Source organism: Cohnella endophytica (assembly GCF_003628305.1).
In the GTDB taxonomy this organism is placed as follows: Bacteria; Bacillota; Bacilli; order Paenibacillales; family Paenibacillaceae; genus Cohnella; species Cohnella endophytica.
Genome location: NZ_RBZM01000005.1, coordinates 705,903 through 727,309 on the forward strand (window position 1 = coordinate 705,903; position 21,407 = coordinate 727,309).

The window sequence follows — 21,407 nt, forward strand, 5'->3', positions numbered from 1 at the left end:
TGGAGGTAGCGTTCGATGTACATAAAAGAACTGCAAGTTGACGGGTATGCCGCCTTAAGGGAATTAAAGGTTGAACTAGAGGCGCCGATTACGGTTATTTACGGGCCAAACGAAGCGGGCAAAAGCACGCTTCTTCGTTTTGTCCGCAGCATGTTGTACGGATTCCCTACGCGCAAGGATTTGGTAGAGAGGGGCGAGCCCGTCTTCGGCGGTCGTCACGGCGGACGGCTACTGCTCGCGGAGAAGTCTGGCCGAGAGTGGCTGCTGGAACGTTACGCGGAACGTGGTAACGAGCTAACGCTGAGGGACGAAAGCGGACTTGAACGCAGATTTGCGCAAGCCGAGTGGGAACGAATGCTCCTCGGCGGCATCTCGGAACGATTGTTCAGGCAATTATTTTCCGTGTCGTTGAACGAGCTCCATGAGCTGCGTTCGCTTCAAGGCGAGGAAATCGGCAATTACTTGTACCATGCCGGACTTGCCGGCGGCTCCGCATTAACGGCCGCGCGCCGGCGAATCGGGACGGATATGGACAAGCTGTACCGGCCGAAGGGAACGACTCAAGAGATGAACCGGCTGCTCGCCGAGATCAAGGCGATGGAAACGGCGATTCGTCAAAGCCGGGACGGCGTTCAGCATTATCGGGAGACCGAAGAACAATTGTCCGCGATCGAGAGCGGATTGTCGTTGCTCGAGGCAAGCTTGCCGGAATCGCGGCTGCAAGTCGCTAAGCTTCAAGGCGCATACGAGCTGCGCGAATGGTGGCTTAGACGGGAAGCTTTGCTACTGGAAGATGAAGAACTGCGGAGCAGGTTGTCCGATCCGGGAACGCCTCTATTGTCCGAGGAGAGAGCTCGTCTGTGGCCGGAGTTGAAAAGGCAAAGGTTAGAGACGGCAGCGAGATTGCAGGAAGCACGGATCGCCGCGACGGATATCCGTTCGCAGCGGGAACGGATCCGCTGGGACGATTCCCTCGCCGAAGCCGCCCCGGAATGGGAACGGCTCGATGGCATGCGCGAAGCGATCGTCGCGAAGCAAGAAGAACGGTCGGAGCTGGAAGCCGAACGCAGGACTTTAGACGAGACCGTGCAAAGCGTGCTTTCCAGGCTTTCTCCCGAATGGGGCGAAACGGAACTGCTTTCGTTCGGCGGACTATCGGCAGAACGCGAGCAGGTTAGGCGTCTGCAGCATGCGTGGGAGGAAGAAGACAGGGCAACGTCGGCATTGCATGACGAACTGCAACGACTTACCAGGCAAGAAGAAGTTCTCCATGCCGAACTACGCCTCGCTTCGGACAGCGCGAAGCGGACAGGGGAATTCGCCGATTCCGTCGGAAAGGAGTTGCAATTCGGTCATTTCGCGCCGCGTTCGAAATCCGCGTTGCTGCAGGCTTGGCATCAGATCGAAGACGCTCGCCGCGAATACGAACGGGCAAGAGCGGGGCTCAAGTCGGAAAATAGGGTGGATTCGCATCCTTCCCGGGCGGCAAATTCCCGGTCGAACGCGTTTTCCGGTTCTTCGCGAAGAACGGGACGAACAAAGCTCACGCTTGGCGCGCTCGCGCTTTTGTTCGGTTTGATCGGATTAACGATCCCGTTTCTATTCGCGGAAAACGGCAGTGTATCGACGCCAACGTACCTTCTGTCGGCGTTGCTTCTGCTCTTGGCCGCGGGTGCGGCGATCTTCGCGGCGCGCCGTTCGTCCGGTTCGGCTTCGGATTCATCGGACGCCGGCCGATCCGGAAACGGAGCCGCGGAGGAAGCTATCGCTATCGTTAAACTGCGCCGAAAGCTGGTCAACGACCGACTGCGCCAGCTGTTGCAACATCCCGAGACGGCCGCTGCCCTGCTTATACCCGAGCGGAGCGGAGCGGATTTCCGCGAAGGGCAACCCTCGTCCGAAGATGAGGATGCGGTCTGGCAGCAGCTTCGCGAGCTCGTACACGAGCAGCTTGAACGATTGGAAGTGTCCGACCGCGATTCCTCCAAGAGGGAACAATTGCAGGAACGCATGCAGGAACTGAGGACGGAACGGGAGCTTGTCGAGCGAGATGCGCTTGATCGACGTAACCGCAGGGACGAGCTGAGCGAGCGCTGGCAACGATGGTTGGGAGATCGGAAGCTGCCCTTGCATCTGCTACCGGATAGCTTGCCTGAATTGCTCGGCATGGCGGAGCAAGGACAAACGATGCTTAGGCAACGGTTGCGCATAGTCGAAAGGACGCAGGCGCTGAATAAGACGATTCACGAATTCGAATCGGCCGTTAGAGCTCTGATGGCGGGCGTTGATGGAGTCGCTGGAACAAGAAGTATAACGGAGGCCGCGCATGGCTTGCATTCCGTTCAAGCTGTGCAATGGCTGTACCGCGAATCGCAGAAACAAGTTTCCCTGAAGGTCGAGGCTGAGCGAATCGATCGCTTGCTGGACGATGCGATCTACGCGGAGAAGCAGGCAGAGGGCGCCTGCGAACAAGTAGAGGCAAGCTTCTTCGCCTTGCTAGAGGAAACGAAGGCGACTACGGAAGCGGAGCTGGAGCATACCATCCGCATCGACGAGCGTTGCAGGGAACTTCGCAAGGAAGCAAGGGAAATTCAACTACGGCTGGAGTCGGGGCGGGATGCGGAAGCGCAAGCCCGCTTGCAAGAGCTTCTCCGCGCGCATGATGATGCATCGCTCTCGGCATTGCTCGACGAACGCAAGCGGAATCTGGCGGAGGGGGAAGATCGTCGTTCCGAACTGCTCGACCTGCGCGGAAGACTGGCGCAAGAGCTCGCGCTCCAACGGCGCGATTCGGAACGGGAGGATAGCAGGCAACGGGTGCTGGAACTGCAGAGCAAGCTGGAGCAGCTTGCGGGGCGGTACGCGGTGCTATCCATCGCGGACCGGTTAATCGTCCGTACGAAAGCGATTTTTGAGGAAGAGAAGCAACCGGAAGTGCTGCTCAGGGCTTCTAGGTACTTCAGCCAAATGACGAACAGGGCCTACGTAAGAATCGTCGCCCCCGGAGATACGAAAGCTCTGCTGGCGGAGACGGAGGATCGCAAGCTGTTGGATAGCTCCTTCTTGAGTCGTGGCACGCAGGAGCAACTGTATTTGTCGATGCGTTTCGCCTTGTGCGACGCCGCGTCGCCCGAGCATCCGCTTCCGTTGCTGCTCGACGACCTGTTCGTGCATTTCGACGAGCGGCGGCTTTCCAGGACGCTTCCCGTATTGGAGGAGTTATCCCGGACGAGGCAGATCATCTTGTTCACTTGCCATCGGCATGTGGCCGAGCTTATCGGAACGGGACTTCCGGAAGCCCGGAGGGTGACGCTGGAGGGTTAGGCGGATTTGATGGCGGCGGCGACGACTCCGCATGGTTACGGCTGATCAAGAATAACCACCCGAGGCTGAGCAGACCGAACGTAGGATACAGCGTCGATAGCAACGGTCCGAAGCCGAATTGGCCAGCCAGGAAGCACAGTAGCAGGAGCGCGATCGTAATTATCCAGGGAGAATATTTCGTCCGTTCGTGGAGTTGCAGCGTGAGTCCGTATATGTCCGCCACGAGCGTCGTGAAAATTTCCATGAAGATCAAGAGCACGTAAATCCAATGAAGCCATGCGCCCATCTCCAGAGCGATGCCGCCCATCGGGATGTCGAATTCGGCGATGTTCGGCATGCGGGCGGACATCGCGAGATGGCCGGCCAGCAGCAGCACTCCAATGCCAATGCCTCCGATCCATGCGCCTCGCCGTAAAATCCGAGCATTTCCGATCGAAGAACCGAGCGGAACGAGGACGGCTTGGGACATCGATAGGTTAAACGCGGCGTATAAAAAAGGGGATAGCCAAGCTACCCACGGGGAAAGCTCGCTTGGACGGGTAATCCAATGTCCGGAGAACGGCTGTCGCAGCGTCTCGAACATGAGGAATACCGTGAAACCGATCATTAACGGCACGACGAACGTATTGATCATCAAGATCGCGTTCATCCCTTTGCGAAGCAGCATGAAACAGGCAAACATCGTCACGATCAAACCGGTTTGATAATTGAGGTTCAAATGCTCGGAGAACAAGGAACCAGCCCCAGCCAGCATGACCGCGTTGACGCCTAGCAGGACGATCAGCATGATATGGCTTACCCATCGGCCGGTCAGCTCTCCGAATAAGTATTTGTTCAAGTCTTCGTAGGATTTGGCCTTCAGTTCGGCCGCCAATAGCATGACTTTGGCGCCGATCCAGACGAAGAACAACGTGGAGACGATTATCAAATAAGGAGCCCAGACCCCGAAACGGGTAAAAAATTGCATGACCTCCCTGCCGGAAGCGAATCCCGCCCCGACTACGGTTCCTATGAATACTAACGCGACTTGTATGCTTAGAGCCCATTGCTTCATTCTCTTGGCGCCTCCCTACCTATCCCTCGTCCGACTCTTCCTATTACTGTATGTGAGCTTACGGACGAGCATGACTTCAGGAGCTATCTCTCATGACTTTGCTATTATCGGTTGTTCTTTTCGCGGTTACGCTCGTATTGATAATTTGGCGTCCAGGAGGACATAACGAGGCATTATACGCCGCTCCGGGAGCCCTTTTATTGTTAGCCACGGGTTTGCTGGCCATGGAAGACGCAGCTTACATTTGGCATATCGTATGGAACGCGACGTTATCGCTGATCGGAATCATGATCTTGACCGCGACGATGGACGACAACGGCTTCTTCCGATGGGCGGCGCTGCATATCGTTCGACGCACGCACGGAAAGAGGCTGCTGCTAATGGCAGGCTTGGCGGCGTTCTCCTGCCTCATCTCGACCTTCTTCAACAATGACGGCACGGTATTGATCATGACCCCGATCGTGCTCGAGGTAACCGCTCTTATCGGGATGGGGATCCGGGCGCGGATCGCGTTTTTGTTGTCCGTAGGTTTGATGGCGGATACGGCAAGCGCGACGCTAATGGTGAGCAATCTGACGAACATTCTGACGGCCGATTATTTCGGCATGTCGTTCGGAGATTATGCCCGAAATATGCTTTTCCCGGGAGTTACGGCTTCGATGGCTACGATCGGAGTGCTGCTCCTTACTTTCGGCAAGACGATAAGGAAGGACGTTTCCTTGTCGGCCAAGTCTAAGCATGATTTCCCCTTACCGGCCTCGGTCATTCGCAATTCGCTCATTTTCAGATTATCTTGGGTCGTTCTGACGCTTATTCTGATCGGATATTTCTGTTCGGAAGCGCTCGATCTTCCGGTTTCCTTCATAGCTTGCGGGGGGGCTCTCCTGCTCTGGGGCGCGGGTGCTGCCACGGGGAGCGCGGATTCGGTATCGATCGTTAGAAGAACGCCTTGGCTCATCGTCGTATTCGCGCTATCGATGAATCTAATCGTGTATAACCTTTATTTGCGCGGAGCGGCGGACGGGTTCTCAGATCTTCTCGTACCCGTGTCGGAATCGGGTCTCGCGGGGATGATTTTCGGTTCCGGCGCACTTTTCTCGTTGCTTGCAGCCATCATGAACAATTTACCCGCCGTTCTGATCTCCTCGCTTTCCATATCGGGGTTGGAACATGGCGGCTACGTTCTTCCGTTCGCGAGCTTGATAGGGATGTCGGTCGGAGCGAAGCTTACGCCGATCGGGTCTTTGGCCACGATGTTATGGCTAGAGTTGCTCCGAAGAGAAGGCGTGCGAATAAGTTGGGGTCAATATATGAAGATCGGTTTTGTTCTCACCGTTCCGATTTTGTTTGTCGCTCTTGGGGCGATGTGGTTGCAGTTCCGGTTATAGCGGTTCCGTAATGCCGCGCTTTGTTGCGTAATGTTCGACAGAAGGGTTGATCAAGCCGAAACTTCAGGTAAAATAAAGACAGGACGATTCACGGTCCCGTGGGGGGAAGCGAAAGTAGAACGGACGGGGTGCTCCCGCCGGTCGGAATCGCTTTCGGGCGCAGGGCTCCGCCAAGGAGATCTGCGATGTGAAGTTACGACTACCCGGCCCGGGAGAATCGTCCGCATGTTCCGGGCTTTAAAGGAGCTGCTTTACAATGAACGAACAACAATTGCAGGATCACCTGCGCAAGAAGCCTTATCTCGTGGACGCCATCGCGGGCAACTCCTCCATGCTGGTGTCTCTTGGACGCAGCGGGAGGCTGTACCGTCTCTGGTGGCCGCACATCGATTATCCGCAGCATGTCGACGAAATCCGCACGGGTCTAAGACTGGGCACTACGCCGGGGGGCGTAACTTGGTTCGACGATCCTGACGCGGGTTGGCAGCATGCCGCAAACTATGTGCCGCATACGAACGCTTATCGCGTCGTATCCACGCATCCGGAATACCCGGTTACCGTGGAACAGACCGATTTCGCCGTTCCGGGGCAACCTCTTATGGCAAGAGGCTATCGCTTGACGAATACGGGGCAAGAAGCTCTGCGCGCGGAGTTGTTCCATTACGGATCGTTCCATGTGATGGACAATTCCCTGTATATGACGACGGAATTCGTCGGCGATCAGGACGCCATGCTTCACTTCCGCCATCGCTATGCGTTCGCGATCGGAAGCTCGGAAGTTTGCAGCGGCTATCAAGCAGGGCAAGGTTCGTGGCACGGCGCTTCGAACGGATATCTCAACGGCAATCGGATCGACATGAAATCCGATGGCGCGCTGAAATGGAACTTGTCCTCGCTCGAGCCTGGACAATCGGTCCTGATTCCTCTTTATATCGCCGCCGGGCATTCCCGTAATGATGCCTTGGACGCTTTACGGCAAGCCAAAGGTCGCGAATATGGGCAATGGTACGCGGACATGGAGTCTTATTGGGCGAAATATTTGGCGAATGCCGCGCCTTGTCCGAGCGAAGATGGCGCGATCGCCGCGCTCTACGAGCGATCCTTGCTCGGGATGAAGCTCATGGCGGACGAAGCGACGGGTACGATCGTCGCAGCTCCGGAGTTCGACGAGCACTTCTCCCGTTGCGGCGGCTACGCCTACAGCTGGGGAAGGGACGCCGCGTTCGTGACGACGGCATTTAACAAAGCCGGATTAGGCGAGCTATCGGAGAAATTCTACGAATGGGCGATTACGGCCCAAGAGCCCGACGGCTCGTGGCAGCAACGCCATTATAACGACGGGAGCCTGGCGCCCCATTGGGGATTGCAGATCGATGAAGGCGCGTCGCTGCTATGGGGAATGTGGGAATTTTATTTGCACTCCGGCGAGAAGGAAACGTTCCTCGAGCGGGTGTGGCCGGCGGTGGAGAAGGGCGCGGCGTTCTTGGTTCGTTTCCTGGATCCGGCAACGGGATTGCCTTTGCCAAGCATGGATCTATGGGAAGAACGCGAAGGGGTGCACGTTTACTCCTCTTCGGCGGTCTACGGCGGCCTAACGGCAGCGGCTTCCTTCGCAAGGCGCAAAGGGCAATCCGACTTGGCGGAACAATGGGATCTTGCCGCGTCCCGCATCGGTTCGTCGCTGGAGGAAAGATGTTGGAACGAATCCAAAGGCTCCTATTACCGCGGTTTGAATCTGAAGGTATCGAGAGAGGCCTACGATGAAGCCCGTCGGCAGGGAGAGAGCGGATTCGTCCAGCAGTTGGACAAAGGTTACGAGAAGCACGTACTGGACTTCGATCCGATCGTGGATATCAGCCTGCTCGGCATAAGCGTTCCCTTTAACGTCGTACCGGTCGAGAGCCCGAGAATGACCCGTATGGCCGATACAATCGAGCGCCTCTTGACTTCGCCGATAGTCGGCGGAATCAAGAGATACGAGAACGATACGTATATCGGCGGCAATCCATGGATTCTAACGACGCTGTGGCTCAGCCATTACCGGACACTTCAAGGCCGTTACGAGGATGCCCGTAAATTGCTCGACTTCGCGGTGAAACACGTTACCTCTTCAGGGCTTCTCCCCGAACAAGTCGACCGCGACACCGGGAATACGGCATGGGTCGTTCCGCTTACCTGGTCGCACGCGATGTTCTTGCTTGCGGTGCATTTGTTAGCCGAACGGGGACAATTGCAATAATTCGTAACCCCTATAACCAATAAACGCCTTCGCTCCAAGGGATTCTCCCGAGGGGTGAAGGCGTTTATTAAATATTTTTCGCTAATAGCTTCAGCGATAATACTTTCCTGCTATCGGGATCTAGATCGAGCTTCATCCAGCCCCCGGATACTTGCAAGGTAAGTACGTTCGTACGATCATCGGCGGGAATGCCCAGCAATCGAGCGGCTTCGCTCCCGTCCATGCCGAAGGCTAACCCTCGAATTCCCGTATCGGTTTTGGAAGAATTGATTTCCACGTAGACGACCCTGTCTTGCTCATCGAATCCTACCGACATTCCGTCATATTCCCAGATTTCGATCGATCGATCGTTGTCGTCCGGCAGAAGGTACGTATCGCTGGGCATTCCGTAATGCTTGACGACGGTTTTATCGGTTGCGGCAAGCTTAATGCCGGCGAGCGAAGGCGATTTAGGTTGGAAAACGGGATCGTTCGGCGGAGAAGCTTCCTTCGAAGAAGGCTGAAGGTTGGAAGCCTCGACCGCGTGCGTCGACGCGGCTTGCGATTCGACAGGATCTTTAGATGATGCCGATGGGACGCTTGTCTCCCGATGTAGCAAGGCTTCCGGCGGCACTCCTTCTTCGGAGAACGGTTCGGACGAAGCCGGTTGATTCGATGCGATTGCGGTCGCGGAAGGCTCAGAAGTCGTCGGAGCGGGTTGTTCCGTTTGCGAAGACGGACTGCAAGAAGCCAGACTGATGCTTAGCAAGAGGGCGACTCCGATTCTGAGCCGAAGATATGAGTTCTTGCGCATGATAAGTCCCTCCCCCTAATACAAGCTTACACGATATAAGACATTACAAAACATGGAAAAGTTTCGGTGGAAAAAAGTTTAAAATAGAATTCATGCTTTTGTCGCATAGGCTCGGAGATTGTCGGGACTTTAGTCGGATTGAGCGCGAGCGATTCCCCCGATTATTGCCATGCTTTCTCCATTATCCTGTTGTTGCGCGAGCGAAAAGGATATGGTACGTTAGACGGAAAAGACAACGGGTGGTGGGGAAGACGATGGAGATTCTTAAAGAAAGAATACTAAAGGAAGCGAGCGTCATTAATTCCGGGGTGTTGAAGTTGGATTCTCTGCTCAACCATGGCGTCGATCCGCAATTGACGATGGAAATGGGCAAAGAATTCGCGTCGAGATTCGCGGGGGAGAACATTACGAAGGTCATTACCGTGGAATCCTCGGGTATTCCCGTCGCTTTTGCGACCGCCTACGTTATGGGAGTCCCGCTCGTGTTCGCTCGCAGGAAGAAAACGCTGCTAGGAGAACAGGACGCGTATTGCGAACGGGTTCCTTCTTTTACGAAAGGGATCGTAACCGATCTGATCGTATCCCGTCATCTGCTTAGCTCGGATGATTCCGTTCTGTTCATCGACGATATTATCGCGAACGGGGATGCGGCCAGAGGGCTAATCAAGATCATCGAACAATCCGGAGCAAGCATTAAGGGCATCGGGATCGTACTTGAGAAATCGTTCCAAGCCGGAGGACGCACGCTGCGCGAATTGGGACATCGGCTCGAGACGCTGGTCAAGATTCAATCGCTGGATGATAACACGATAACGTTTGCCGATTAATATAAGGGCTATACGCATCCTTTCGCAATCGGTTTCCATTATCGTATAATAGGATTAACCTGCAGATGGGGAGGCGAACAGCAAATGGAAAACGCAAATCAAGTTAATTTGTCGGCCGACTTTTTCCTCAACAAACTGGAAGAGTCCAAAGTCCATTTCGAGCGAGCGCTCGACTGCAAACACACGGAGTTCGACGACCTGTATCCATACATGATCGAACACCCGCAATTTTTCTGGTATAAGCGTTACGTGGCTTGGTCCGAGCTTCTTACGATCGTAAAGCTTTGCGAAGACATGGAAATCCCCTGGGCGGAAAGATTCGAAGCCCATCAAGCGGAATACGTTGCCAAGCGCGTCATGTCCAGCAAGGTACTGGATTGCTGGTATGAAACGAACGATACGAGAGAGCACGTCGGGTAACGATCTCGGAATTGCGAGGCAGGGGAACGTCCCGATGAAGAGAACCCGCCGGACTAAGGTCCAGGCGGGTTTTTAGAATACATATAAGGATGGAGGAGGCATATTCATGAATGACGAGCAACTCGATCGCTATCGCCAGGAGGGCATAAAAGTTAGAATCGTGAGAGATGCATTGGAGCTTAACGACGTCGTCGGCATCGTTGTCGCCTGGGACGATGAACACGTGCTTATCCGTCGACCGAACCGCAGAGTCATTAAGGTGAAGCGGGGGTACGACATGAGACCGGCAACCGAACCTCGGCATTGGTCCAATGAATGAATTATCCGCCCGGGTGGCAGATTAGAAGGTAGCGCGACAAGCCTTCTATGATTTGGATGCCACAAGGGGATGAAGAAATGACGTTAATGGAACAAAAGGTGAAACAGTACAACAACGATGCGGCGGAGCTTGGCGGCCTGCTGCCGGAAGTCGCCCAAGGATACGAGCGATTCACGGGGACCCTCTTCAAGGAAGGCGCGCTAGACGCCATGACGAAGCAACTCGTCGCCTTGGGAGTCGCCTTGTTCGCCAATAACGAGGTATGCACCTATTATCATGTACAAGCAGCGCGCGATTTGGGCGCCAGCGATCTACAGATCATGGAAACCGCCGCCGTGGCTTCGGCTGCAGCAAGCGGGCACGTGATGTCGCAAGGAGTCATCCGCGTCCAGTCCGCGCTCGGACAAGCTTCGGGCGGACCAAATCCGCGCGAGCAATATGCTGGAAACGATGCGGAATTGTCCGAAGAGTTGGACGCTCCCGGCATGTCGATTCCCGGTAGCAGCGCGGTGTCTCCGTCCTATTGAAGGGTCGGGATTAAGAGAAGTCGACTTTTCGCGCTATCTTGACTTCGCTTTCCCGGCCATGCTATGATAGGTCTCGTGTCTAATGCATGCGGTCGTGGCGGAATTGGCAGACGCGCTAGATTCAGGTTCTAGTGGTGTAACAGCCGTGGAGGTTCGAGTCCTCTCGACCGCACCATCATGATAAACGAAACTCTTCTTAGGAAGAGTTTTTTCTTTTGGCTTATTACTCGTTCGAATCCGTGGAAAGCGGTCTAGTGTGAAGTAAGCATTCGCGCCATATTGATCGCTTTGCGGGGTTCGGATAGACTGAATGTGGCGAAAACTTCGCGGGGCTGGAAGATCGAGAAGGACCGGACGCAAATCGACTTTTCTCAGCGGAATTGATCGTTAGACAATCGTGCGCGGTTTCCGGGCTGGGCAAGGATGCGTTCGACGCGAGATAGAGCGGAGGCTCTAGCGTTTTTTTGCTAATGAATCTATCGAAGAACGATGAAATATACCGCCGGACGAGGCGCAAGCGCGATGCTTGAGTCTCGTCCGGCGGTTTTTGTTATAAACGTTTACTGCTCAAGCGTGGATCCGTTCGGAATTGACGCGGGCTGACGCCGTAATATGCGCCGAAATGACGGGTAAACGGATGGATGGACGTGTAACCGAGCTTCTCGGCGATCGCGGTGACGCTAAGATCGCTCTCTTGGAGCAGTTGAGTAGCGCGTCTCATCAGTTGCTTTTGTTGATAGGCTTTGGGGGTAAGACCGGTTTCCCGAAGGAACAACTCGTGGAAATACGTTCGTTTGAGTCCGCACGACTTCCACCAGTCGGCTACCGGCTCCCTCCGCTCCGGATGAGAGTCGAGTCTAGCGATAAGGCGGACGATTCTATAATCGCTAGGTTGCCTGCCGTGAATCGCGTTATACCACGCCAGTATCCACGAGAAGAATAGGTTGTTGACCGTTTCCTCTCGGTAATAGACAAGTTCCTCGAATAGCTTGGCCAACGTCTGAAAGAGATCGAACAGGTGGGGATGCGCCTGCAAGGAGCAGATGCCGGGAAGACCGTCCAGTTGTTCGCACGGCGGCGTCGAAGTTCCCGTACTAGACTCGTAGCGTTCGGGATAACGGAAGAAGATACGGTTCAGCGAACGAGGAGTATCTCTCTCCCAGAGGTCGAAGTACAAATTGTAGGAGGAAAGCGGTTGGCTCGGAGAGATATGGAAAGCATGAGGTTGACCCGGGCGCAAGAAGACGAGCGTTCGTCTGCCGATCGGGTATTTTTTGCCGTCGATTTCCATCTCCCCTGGACCATCCGGAAAGAGATGTATCGCATACACGTTGCTCGTACGAAGTCCCTCGTTCGAGCTTCCATCGTATACGTAAGGCATGTAGTCTCCAACGTAAGGCGTCATGTCTGTTATCTTCATCTCGAATATTCCCTCCAAACAATTCCTGCGTCTATGTTCTAGATTACCGGATGATTCGTCAAATGAATGGATGCGTTATCAAATACGACGTCTCTTATGAATGATACGATAAACAAAAGGAATTCGAAATACCAACAAGTGAAATAACGGATGAATAGCACAAGTAGGAATAGAGTGGAGCAGACAGGCAAGAAGTACCGGATTCGCTAAACAACGTCCGAGAGGAGCAATAGGAGCACAATGAAAGCTTACAACGAGAAGAACAAACTAAGATTATGGTATGACCGGCCTTCGACGGCCTGGACGCAAGGATTGCCGATCGGCAACGGGAGTCTCGGCGCCGTGATCTGCGGAGGCGGAGAGTCCGAAACGTGGCATATGACCGAATCCACCTACTGGTCCGGCAAACCCGAGCGAACGCCAAGCCGCTCCCGAGGAAAGGCGGATTTGGAGCGGATGAGGCAGTTGTTCTTCGCGGGAGATTTCGAGAGCGGGGAGCGGTTGGTCGGAGAACTGTTGCAGCCGGAGAAGGGTAATTTCGGCACTAACGTGGCCCTCTGCGACATGCGGCTCCGGTTCGGCCACTCGGAGAGCCGATTCGTCCGAGAGCTGAGCTTGGAAGAAGCGATCGTGTCGGTCTCTTACGAGTCGGAGGGCGTAAAATACGAACGGGAGATTTTCGCTTCTCACGCCCACGGCATCGTCGCGTCCCTTCTTCGCTGCGACGAAGCGGGAGCGCTCTCGTTCTCTCTCGAGCTTGAGGGCCGATCGGAATCGTTCTCCGTACGAGAAAGCGAGAATGGAGATTCGCTTCTCTTTAGCGGCATCGCGACGGAGAGCGTTCATAGCGATGGCCGATGCGGAGTTCTCTCCCGCGGAATCGTTAAGGTAGCCGTTAACGGAGGCTCCGTTCGCGCCGCTGAGGGGAAACTAATCATCGAGAAGGCGGACGAAGCGCTCATCGTCTTCGCTGCCTCGACGGACTACGAGAGAAGCGATGACCGATGGATGGAGGAGCCGGAATTCATTGCGAAGCAAGTCGTAACCGCAGGCTTCGAGAGTCTGAAAGAAGCGCACGTCGCCGACTATCGGGAGTTGTTCGCCCGCGTGGAAGTCGAGCTTGGCGTAGCCGTTACCGATGCCGAACTGGCCTCGCTGCCGACCGACCAAAGATTAGCTCGACTTCGAGAAAGCCGCGCCGATGATCCTCAGTTATACGTTTTGTTTTACCAGTACGCCAGATATTTAACGATTGCCGGATCGCGCGAGGATTCGAGATTGCCGATGCACCTGCAGGGCATATGGAACGACGGCGAGGCCAGCCGAATGGCTTGGAGCTGCGATTACCATCTGGACGTCAACACCCAGATGAACTATTATCCAGCGGAGACAGGGAATTTGGCGGAATGCCATAAGCCTTTGATGCGTTTCGTCGAACGTCTGTCGGTAGCGGGCAAGGAAGCGGCGCAAGACTTCTACGGTTGCGAGGGTTGGGTCGCCCACGTTTTCACGAATGCATGGGGCTTCACGGCTCCGGGCTGGCATTATTCTTGGGGGCTTAACGTTACCGGCGGGTTATGGCTGGCGGCTCAGCTGCAGGAGCACTACGAATTCGGCGGCAACGGCGAAGCCGATCTATTCCTTAAGGATACGGCATACCCGGTATTAAAAGGAGCCGCCGAATTTTATCTCGATTACATGACCATTCATCCCGCCAACGGACGATTCGTCACCGGTCCCGCCAATTCGCCGGAGAATAGCTTCTATCCGGACGAGACCGGGAAAACTTCCCGTGCTTTGTCGATGGGACCCGTCATGGACACGATGCTCGTCCGCGAGCTGTTCGCTTTCTGCGCGAAAGCTTCGAGAAAGCTGGGGACGGATGAAGCCTTCCGCGAGAAGCTGGAGCAAGCTTTGCCTTTGCTTGCTCCCCTCGCGGTCGGTCGCGCCGGCCAATTACAAGAATGGCTGGAGGATTACGGCGAAGCGCAACCGGATCATAGGCATCTGTCCCATCTGTACGGACTGTATCCCGGTAGCGAAATAACGCCGGATCTCACGCCGGAGCTCGCGGACGCGGCAAGGATAACGCTCGATAATCGGCAACGCGGCTCCAACCTGGAAGACGTTGAATTCACGCTAGCCCTGTTCGCCGCCGGAAGGGCGAGATTGCGGGATGGAGACAAAGCTCGCGAGCATCTAAGTTATTTGATCGGGGAGCTATGCTTCGACAACCTGCTGACGTTCTCCAAACCCGGTATCGCCGGCGCGGAAGCTTACATCTTCGTCGCGGACGGCAATTTCGGCGGAGCGGCGGCAATCGCGGAGATGCTGTTGCAGAGCCATGCGGGCGAAATTCATGTGCTACCCGCGATTCCGGCGGGCTGGCAGCAAGGCCGATTCTCGGGCTTGCGCGCTAGAGGCGGCGCGGAAGCGGATGTGACCTGGAAGCATGGGCGGCTGACTGGCGTCACGGTTAAGGCACATGCGCCGCTTCAAACGAAACTCCGTTACGAAGATCGAATCGTCCGCTTGGACTTGGCGATGGGCGAATCCGTTTCTTTCGACGGAATGTTGACGGAAATCGCGCGCGAGCGCAAGTAAGAATACGGAACGATACGCTAAGCGACTGCGAGGAAATCCTCGCGGTTGCTTTTCCTTTATCAAATAGACGTGCGAAGAAGCGGGTTTTGTAAGATAATAAACGCATAGCCTAAATGACAGCGCTACCAAGACAGTACGGGAGGGGGGCTTAGATGAAGAAGTTTTCTGGCGCGTTCAGAAGTTTTCTGATCTCGTATATCGTTATTCTGATCATTCCGAGTATCGCCGGATTCATGTCCTATCGAACTTCTATATCGGTCACCCAGAAGGTGTCGATCGAGAATGGCGTCACGCAACTCCAGAAGAGCAAAGAGATATTGGAGCGCAGGATGGCGGAAGTCGAAGGATTCACGAGGCAACTCGCGATTAATCCGGATTTGAACGTACTGATGAACGAGAAAAGCTCGGTAGATCAGGCAAACGTGTACGGGATATGGAAGATGCTTCGCAGCGTATTGACTTTCGGCCAGACGAACGATTTTCTCGAACAATTTTACATTTATCTCGGGAATTATAACGTCATCCTAACGCCGGGTTCGGCATATTTTCGTCCGGAGCATTTCTACGATAATTTTCACTACGAGGATGAGTCGCTCGCGGTGTGGAAACAGACGGTACTCGGGCAAACCCATCGAAGCGAGATCATGCCGTTGAGGCCGTTCGTCAATAAAGGCGCGAAGACTTCGGTCGTTACTTACCTTCAATCGTTTCCGCTTGATAGCTTCAGCGGTTCGTCGCCTGCGGTAGCGGTCGTCATTATCGACGAGAAAACGATTGCCGGCTTAATGACCGGCATTACCGACCGGTATGGAGGGTGGTCGCTGATCAGCGACGCCGAAGGCCGGACGATCGCCTCTCAGGGTACCGACATGCCGGATATGGCGAAGCTTGAGGACGACAAACGCTTCGACAAGAACAAGACCAGCCAATTTTACGACGACGACCTCGTCATTACGATTCGTTCCGACACGAACGGCTGGATCTATCAGGCGGGCATTCCTCGGCAAGTGCTGCTCGAGAACGCCAATCAAATCAAGTTCATGACATGGACGGTGACCGGAATCGCACTTGCGGTTGGATTGCTTGTCGGGCTCGTGCTCGCTTATCGCAACAGCGCGCCGATTAATCGTCTCGTATCCGTCATGAAAGAGCAATTCGGAATGGAAGAGTCGGATTCGGCGAGCCGCAACGATTACGATTTTCTGCACGGGAACATCGCGGAGATGATCCGCAATAGCAACCGGCTCGAGTCCGAGCTTCACAGGCAGGTTCCGCTCGTCCGGGACGCTTTCCTGAAGCGGCTCATCTCGGGAGAACTGCAGTCCCGGGAAGAAATATTCGCCGCCGCGGCGCAGGCGAACACCGGAATCTACGGTCATTCCGGTTACGTGTGCATCGTCCAGATTCAAGGGTATACGGGTATGGACAGTGTCGAAATTCTAAACGAGCTGAACGCGGCGCGATTGATTCTGAAGCAAACGCTGCTCGATTTCGCCGGCTTTACGTTAACGACCGACTATGGCTCCGATCGCGTCGTCATCGTCTTCGCCTCCCGCGAGGCGGAGACGGGAATCGAGCTCGGGCGTGGAGAAATTGCCACGCTGCTCGAACAATTGTCCCGTAAGGCGTTCGACGATTACAGAATCACGTTTACGGCCGCGCTGGGCGAGCGATTCGACTCGGAGACCGAGGTAAACGCTTCCTACGAGCAGGCAAAACAAGCGATGGAGAACGCGCTGCATTCGAATCGGAAAGGTGTCGTCTGGTATGACGAGACGAGAATGGAAAGCGCCACTTATTATTATCCGCTAGATATGGAGCTGCGTCTGATAGGAACGATCAGGGCAGGCGAATCCGAGGAAGCGAGGCGGATCGTCCGCTCCGTCGTATCGCTGAACACGGAGCAAAGAGAGCTTTCCGTCGAGATGTGGCACCAACTCGTTGGTGAGCTCAAGGGGACGTTGCTCAAGCTGCTAGACCAGAAGACGTTTATGGAATCCGGCGTATTCGAGTCGCTCAAGGATCGAATCATTTCGGTTCATGCCGCGGACAAGCGGGCGATCCAGTCGGAGATCGAAGAGATCGCCGACGCGATGTGCGCCGTCGTCGTCAGCCGCAAGAACGACAGCCATTCGAGAACCGTGGAACAGATCAAAGCTTTCGTCGGCGATAATTACTCGGATTCGGAGCTGACTTTGTATCGGATCGCGGAACAGGTGGAACGGCCGGAGAAGTACATTTCCCAGCTGTTCAAGGACGTAACCGGATCGAACTTGTCCGATTATTTGGAAACCGTCCGGATGGACAACGCCGTCAAGCTGTTGCTCGAGAACCGTTACACGGTGGACGAAATATCGTCCCGCGTCGGGTACAACAGCTCGCATTCGTTCCGCCGCGCATTTAAGCGGGTGACGGGCGTGTCGCCGAGCTCATATCGGCAATCCATCGAAGGGTGATAGGAGGAAACGCGTTGAAGAAACTCATCAGGTCAGGGTTCGTCGCCATTTCGCTCATCGCGTTATCCGCGTCGATAACCGCATGCGATCCATCGAATTCAATAGAAGAGAAGTCCGGGAAACCGATTCCGATCAGCGTATTCGCCCAGGAGGACGCGGCATACGATTGGAAGACCAACGATTTTTCCCGATTGGTCGAAGACAAGTTCGGAGTGTCTTTCGAATGGAAAGCGGTTCCTTATGAGGGTGCCAAGGAAAAACGGCAAATTTCATTGGCTAGCGGCAACTATCCCGACACTTACCTTCTGACGAGTTATATCGACCAATTCTCGCAGGCGGACGTCATCAGGTACGGCAAACAAGGGATATTTTATCCGCTAAACGATCTTATCGACCGTTATGCTCCCCATATTAAGGAGGCGTTCGATAAGGAGCCCGGGCTTAAGGCGCTTAACACGGCGCCAGATGGCAATATTTACGGACTCGCCGCGTTCAGCGACTGCTTTCATTGCTCTTATCCGAACAAATTGTGGTTGAATTCCAAATGGCTGAAAAAGCTGAATCTGAGCATGCCGGAGACGACGGAGCAATTGCGGACCGTTCTTCGCGCCTTCAAGAACGGGGATCCGAACGGTAATGGAATCGCCGACGAGATCCCTCTAAGCGGATCGACGGAAGATTTCGGCGTCCGTGTTCTGCCTTATCTCATGAACGGATTCGTCTACGACGACGATCGGACCTATTTGAACGTGAAGGACGGCCAGGTCAGTCTCGCCGCAGATAAGCAGGAGTGGAAGGAAGGACTTGCCTACGTCAAATCCTTGTACGATGAAGGCTTGATCGACCCCGGGGCATTCACGCAGAACGCGGATGCATTCAGGCAGCTCGGGGAGAACGCCGGGGCCGAGATTCTCGGGGCCGGAACGGCCATGCACCCCGATATCTTCGTGGATACGGGGCCAGATAACCGGAGAGGAAGTGACTACGATCCGGCGCCCCCGCTGCACGGTCCGCATGCCTCGTATGCGGTGTTCTATGAATCCGGCACGACGCCGGGAGCGAAGTTCGTCATTACGGACAAAGCGAGTCCCGAAGCTCGCATCGCGCTTATCCGCATCGTTGATTATCTTTACACTCCGATTGGGCAAGCGAACGCCGAAGTCGGCAAGGAAGGCGTCGATTGGCGGAAACCCGTCGCGGGGGAGAAGGCGCTTGGCCCGGACAGCGTGGCGGAATTCACGAGAATTCCGGTCAAGGTCGGGGAACCGCCCCGTAATTCGGGTTGGGGAGGCATGGGGCATTTCTATATGCCCAAAACTTATCGGGACAGCTGGGTCCAGGATATGAATATTTATTCTCCGGACGGTTACGAGCGGAGATTGTATCAGGCGACCAAACTGTACGAAGGACATGAACCGAAAGAACTTTACCCGATGTGGTTAGTCTGGCTCGATCCTACGAACGCGGATGAAGCGAGCATGCTCCAAGCGAACGTGAAAAACGAAATCGATCAGAGCGCATTGCAATTTATTACCGGCGAAAAGAATCTCGACAAGGATTGGGACGACTACATTCAACGCTTGAAGTCGCTCGGAACGGATCGCTACGTATCGATTATGCAGCAAGCCTACGATGCTTGGGCCCGCGAGAATGAACTTATGAAATGAATTCAAAACCGATCGCGATCTTCGCGGTCGGTTTTTTTACGTGACTTTAGGCGCGAGTTAGTGCGTTTGAAGAGTTAACTGTGAGCAGAATGCTTCCTTTTGACGCGAGTTAGTGCGTTTGAAGAGTTAACTGTGAGCAGAATGCTTCCTTTTGGCGCGAGTTAGTGCGTTTGGAGAGTTAACTAGGAGCAGAATGCCTCCTTTAGGCGCGAGTTAGTGCGTTTGGAGAGTTAACTAGGAGCAGAATGCCTCCTTTAGGCGCGAGTTAGTGCGTTTGGAGAGTTAACTGTGAGCAGAATGCTTCCTTTTGGCGCGAGTTAGTGTGTTTGGAGAGTTAACTAGGAGCTTTTTCGAGTTACTTTCTGCTGAGAGTGCCTCATGGGCGCGAGTTGTTCGATTGTTTCGAGTAACTCGTTGCTGAAAGTACCTCATGAGCGAGAGATGTTCGATTGTTTCGAGTAACTCGTTTCTGAGAGTGCGTCTTGAGCGGCAGATGTTCGATTGTTTCGAGTAACTCGTTACTGAGAGTGCATCTTGAGCGGCAGATGTTCGATTATTTCGAGTAACTGTGTGCTGAGAGCGGTAGGTGTTCGATATTATCGAGTAACTGTGTGCTGAGAGTGTCTTTTAAGCGTGAGTTGTTAGATTTATTCGAGTAACTGTGTGCTGGTAGTGCCTCTTGTGCGTGAGTTGTTAGATTTATTCGAGTAACTGTGTGCTGGTAGTGCCTCTTGTGCGTGAGTTGTACGATTATTTCGAGTAACTGTGTGCTGGGAGTACCTTTTGAGCGTGAGTTGTACGATTATTTCGAGTAACTGTGTGCTGGGAGTACCTCATGAGCGAGAGATGTTCGATTGTTTCGAGTAACTGTCTGCTGAGTGCCACTTGAGCGAGAGATGTTCGATTTTTTCGAGTAACGATCTGCGGGGAGTGCCTATTGAGCGAGAGTTGTACGATTATTTCGAGTAACTGTCTGCATGGTGTCGCATGAAGTTGGGTTTTACCTGACTGCAGACAAATCTCCGTAAGATTATCCGCCCGTAAGCAGGTTTCACCTGACTACAGACCAATCTCCGCAAGAAAGTCCACGCGCAAGTGGGTTACGCCTGACTTCAGACCAACCTCCGCAAAAATGTCCACGCGCAAGTGAGCTTCTCCTGTCCCCTTCTCAAGCCGAAATAATCTATCTATTACGAAACGCACCGGTAGCGTTTTCATTGTGGAACGGCCATTCGAGATCATGACGTCGCGCGGTCGTGTCCTTGGGCGGCCATAACGGGGAGAAATGGCCTCCGGAAGCGGAAATGTCCCCCGTAAAACGGGGATTCTGTACGCTAAAAGACGCAATTGTACCTACCTTGGATACCTTAAAATCCCCTATGATCGATCGTGTAGAAAGCGCTGTCATGCATCATGGCAAGTCTCAAAAGGAGGGGATCGATATGGAAGCCGCTGGCAAACGTCTCGGCGCAAGAAAGAGTATCGCAAGACATTGGCAATTGTATCTCGTCGTCGCGCCGCCGCTTTTGTTCTTTTTGATTTTCAAATATTATCCGATGTTCAACGCGGTCCTCGCCTTCAAGGATTACTACGTTACGAAGGGCATCTGGGGCAGTCCTTGGGTCGGATTCAAGAACTTTGAATTGTTCTTCGAGAATCCGATGTTCTGGTCGCTGGTCAAGAATACGATGCTGATCAGCTTCTACTTGCTGCTCGCGGGTTTCCCGATACCGATACTGCTCGCGCTCATGTTAAACGAAGTGCGCAATCACAAGTTCAAGCGGTTCGTGCAACTCGTGACCTTCGCGCCGTACTTCATCTCCACGGTCGTCATGGTGTCGATTATCATGCTGTTCCTGGCGCCGCGGCTCGGCTTTGTCAACGTATTCCTGAATCACATGGGCTTGGATTCCGTCAACTTTCTCGGCAATCCGGGCATGTTCTCCTCCATCTACGTATGGTCGGAGATCTGGCAGACAGCCGGTTACTCCGCGGTCATCTATCTAGCGGCGTTATCCGCGGTAGATCCGACGCTGTACGAAGCTGCCAAAGTGGACGGGGCATCCCGTTTTCAGAAAATATGGAACGTCGACCTGCCCGGAATTCTGCCGACGATCACGATCATCCTCATTCTGAACGTGGGCAGCGTAATGGCGATCGGCTTCGAGAAAATTTATTTGCTGCAGAACAATCTCAACATCGCGAACTCGGAGATCATCGCCACCTACGTGTACCGGGTCGGTTTGTTGAATGCCAACTACAGCTTCGCGACGGCGGTCGGCTTGTTCAACTCCATCATTAATCTCTTTTTATTGTTCTCCGTTAACGCCCTGGCACGACGGTTCTCCAAATCTAGCATCTGGTAACGA

At 54.3% G+C, this 21,407-nt stretch carries 13 protein-coding genes, 1 tRNA gene and 1 pseudogene; 12 read left to right on the forward strand and 3 right to left on the reverse strand.

Annotated elements, in window-relative coordinates; translation table 11 throughout:
* Nucleotides 1–15: 15 nt before the first annotated feature.
* Entirely contained in the window at nucleotides 16–3,324 is a 3,309-nt protein-coding gene (locus D7Z26_RS13275; protein ID WP_120977433.1) for an AAA family ATPase, read from the forward strand.
* Here D7Z26_RS13275 and D7Z26_RS13280 read toward each other — a convergent pair.
* Nucleotides 3,275–4,378 (reverse strand): YkvI family membrane protein, encoded by a 1,104-nt coding sequence (locus tag D7Z26_RS13280; RefSeq protein ID WP_120977434.1) that lies wholly within the window; start codon nucleotides 4,376–4,378, stop codon nucleotides 3,275–3,277. The genes D7Z26_RS13275 and D7Z26_RS13280 overlap by 50 nt on opposite strands.
* Nucleotides 4,379–4,470: 92 nt before the next feature.
* Between D7Z26_RS13280 and D7Z26_RS13285 the strand changes: the two genes are divergently transcribed.
* Complete coding sequence (locus tag D7Z26_RS13285) at nucleotides 4,471–5,766, forward strand: ArsB/NhaD family transporter (protein ID WP_120977435.1); 1,296 nt, start codon at nucleotides 4,471–4,473, stop codon at nucleotides 5,764–5,766.
* 256 nt (nucleotides 5,767–6,022) lie between these two features.
* Nucleotides 6,023–8,005 (forward strand): glycoside hydrolase family 15 protein, encoded by a 1,983-nt coding sequence (locus D7Z26_RS13290; RefSeq protein WP_120977436.1) that lies wholly within the window; start codon nucleotides 6,023–6,025, stop codon nucleotides 8,003–8,005.
* 67 nt (nucleotides 8,006–8,072) lie between these two features.
* On the opposite strand, the gene D7Z26_RS13295 is transcribed toward D7Z26_RS13290, so the two are convergent.
* Nucleotides 8,073–8,798: a hypothetical protein gene (locus D7Z26_RS13295; RefSeq protein ID WP_120977437.1), complete on the reverse strand. Its 726-nt coding sequence runs from the start codon at nucleotides 8,796–8,798 to the stop codon at nucleotides 8,073–8,075.
* 254 nt (nucleotides 8,799–9,052) lie between these two features.
* Between D7Z26_RS13295 and D7Z26_RS13300 the strand changes: the two genes are divergently transcribed.
* The 5 genes and pseudogenes from D7Z26_RS13300 to D7Z26_RS13320 all read left to right on the forward strand — a co-directional run bounded on the left by D7Z26_RS13300 (nucleotide 9,053) and on the right by D7Z26_RS13320 (nucleotide 11,066).
* Entirely contained in the window at nucleotides 9,053–9,625 is a 573-nt protein-coding gene (locus D7Z26_RS13300) for a xanthine phosphoribosyltransferase (protein WP_120977438.1), read from the forward strand.
* Between the two features lie 84 nt (nucleotides 9,626–9,709).
* A complete protein-coding gene (locus D7Z26_RS13305; RefSeq protein ID WP_120977439.1) occupies nucleotides 9,710–10,045 on the forward strand; it encodes a hypothetical protein in 336 nt (111 codons plus the stop codon).
* Nucleotides 10,046–10,151: 106 nt separating this feature from the next.
* Complete coding sequence (locus D7Z26_RS13310; protein WP_120977440.1) at nucleotides 10,152–10,364, forward strand: hypothetical protein; 213 nt, start codon at nucleotides 10,152–10,154, stop codon at nucleotides 10,362–10,364.
* Nucleotides 10,365–10,441: 77 nt separating this feature from the next.
* Nucleotides 10,442–10,765: pseudogene (locus D7Z26_RS13315) on the forward strand (carboxymuconolactone decarboxylase family protein); the annotation flags it as partial.
* 214 nt (nucleotides 10,766–10,979) lie between these two features.
* Nucleotides 10,980–11,066 (forward strand) — tRNA-Leu (locus D7Z26_RS13320).
* Between the two features lie 375 nt (nucleotides 11,067–11,441).
* Here D7Z26_RS13320 and D7Z26_RS13325 read toward each other — a convergent pair.
* Entirely contained in the window at nucleotides 11,442–12,311 is an 870-nt protein-coding gene (locus tag D7Z26_RS13325; protein WP_120977442.1) for an AraC family transcriptional regulator, read from the reverse strand.
* A 240-nt stretch (nucleotides 12,312–12,551) separates the two neighbouring features.
* Here D7Z26_RS13325 and D7Z26_RS13330 point away from each other — a divergent pair, with 240 nt between their 5' ends.
* The 4 genes from D7Z26_RS13330 (at nucleotide 12,552) to D7Z26_RS13345 (ending at nucleotide 21,404) form a co-directional block, all read left to right on the forward strand.
* Nucleotides 12,552–14,915 (forward strand): glycoside hydrolase family 95 protein, encoded by a 2,364-nt coding sequence (locus D7Z26_RS13330; RefSeq protein WP_120977443.1) that lies wholly within the window; start codon nucleotides 12,552–12,554, stop codon nucleotides 14,913–14,915.
* Nucleotides 14,916–15,067: 152 nt separating this feature from the next.
* Complete coding sequence (locus D7Z26_RS13335; RefSeq protein ID WP_120977444.1) at nucleotides 15,068–17,371, forward strand: helix-turn-helix domain-containing protein; 2,304 nt, start codon at nucleotides 15,068–15,070, stop codon at nucleotides 17,369–17,371.
* Between the two features lie 14 nt (nucleotides 17,372–17,385).
* Nucleotides 17,386–19,038 (forward strand): type 2 periplasmic-binding domain-containing protein, encoded by a 1,653-nt coding sequence (locus D7Z26_RS13340; protein WP_120977445.1) that lies wholly within the window; start codon nucleotides 17,386–17,388, stop codon nucleotides 19,036–19,038.
* Between the two features lie 1,442 nt (nucleotides 19,039–20,480).
* Nucleotides 20,481–21,404: an ABC transporter permease gene (locus tag D7Z26_RS13345; protein WP_120977446.1), complete on the forward strand. Its 924-nt coding sequence runs from the start codon at nucleotides 20,481–20,483 to the stop codon at nucleotides 21,402–21,404.
* Nucleotides 21,405–21,407: the final 3 nt, after the last annotated feature.

Bases quoted from the DNA above. Each gene is read 5' to 3' on its own strand.
- D7Z26_RS13275 (WP_120977433.1), top strand. From the start codon at position 16: ATGTACATAAAAGAACTGCAAGTTGACGGGTATGCCGCCTTAAGGGAA.
- D7Z26_RS13280 (WP_120977434.1), bottom strand. From the start codon at position 4,378: ATGAAGCAATGGGCTCTAAGCATACAAGTCGCGTTAGTATTCATAGGA.
- D7Z26_RS13285 (WP_120977435.1), top strand. From the start codon at position 4,471: ATGACTTTGCTATTATCGGTTGTTCTTTTCGCGGTTACGCTCGTATTG.
- D7Z26_RS13290 (WP_120977436.1), top strand. From the start codon at position 6,023: ATGAACGAACAACAATTGCAGGATCACCTGCGCAAGAAGCCTTATCTC.
- D7Z26_RS13295 (WP_120977437.1), bottom strand. From the start codon at position 8,798: ATGCGCAAGAACTCATATCTTCGGCTCAGAATCGGAGTCGCCCTCTTG.
- D7Z26_RS13300 (WP_120977438.1), top strand. From the start codon at position 9,053: ATGGAGATTCTTAAAGAAAGAATACTAAAGGAAGCGAGCGTCATTAAT.
- D7Z26_RS13305 (WP_120977439.1), top strand. From the start codon at position 9,710: ATGGAAAACGCAAATCAAGTTAATTTGTCGGCCGACTTTTTCCTCAAC.
- D7Z26_RS13310 (WP_120977440.1), top strand. From the start codon at position 10,152: ATGAATGACGAGCAACTCGATCGCTATCGCCAGGAGGGCATAAAAGTT.
- D7Z26_RS13325 (WP_120977442.1), bottom strand. From the start codon at position 12,311: ATGAAGATAACAGACATGACGCCTTACGTTGGAGACTACATGCCTTAC.
- D7Z26_RS13330 (WP_120977443.1), top strand. From the start codon at position 12,552: ATGAAAGCTTACAACGAGAAGAACAAACTAAGATTATGGTATGACCGG.
- D7Z26_RS13335 (WP_120977444.1), top strand. From the start codon at position 15,068: ATGAAGAAGTTTTCTGGCGCGTTCAGAAGTTTTCTGATCTCGTATATC.
- D7Z26_RS13345 (WP_120977446.1), top strand. From the start codon at position 20,481: ATGGAAGCCGCTGGCAAACGTCTCGGCGCAAGAAAGAGTATCGCAAGA.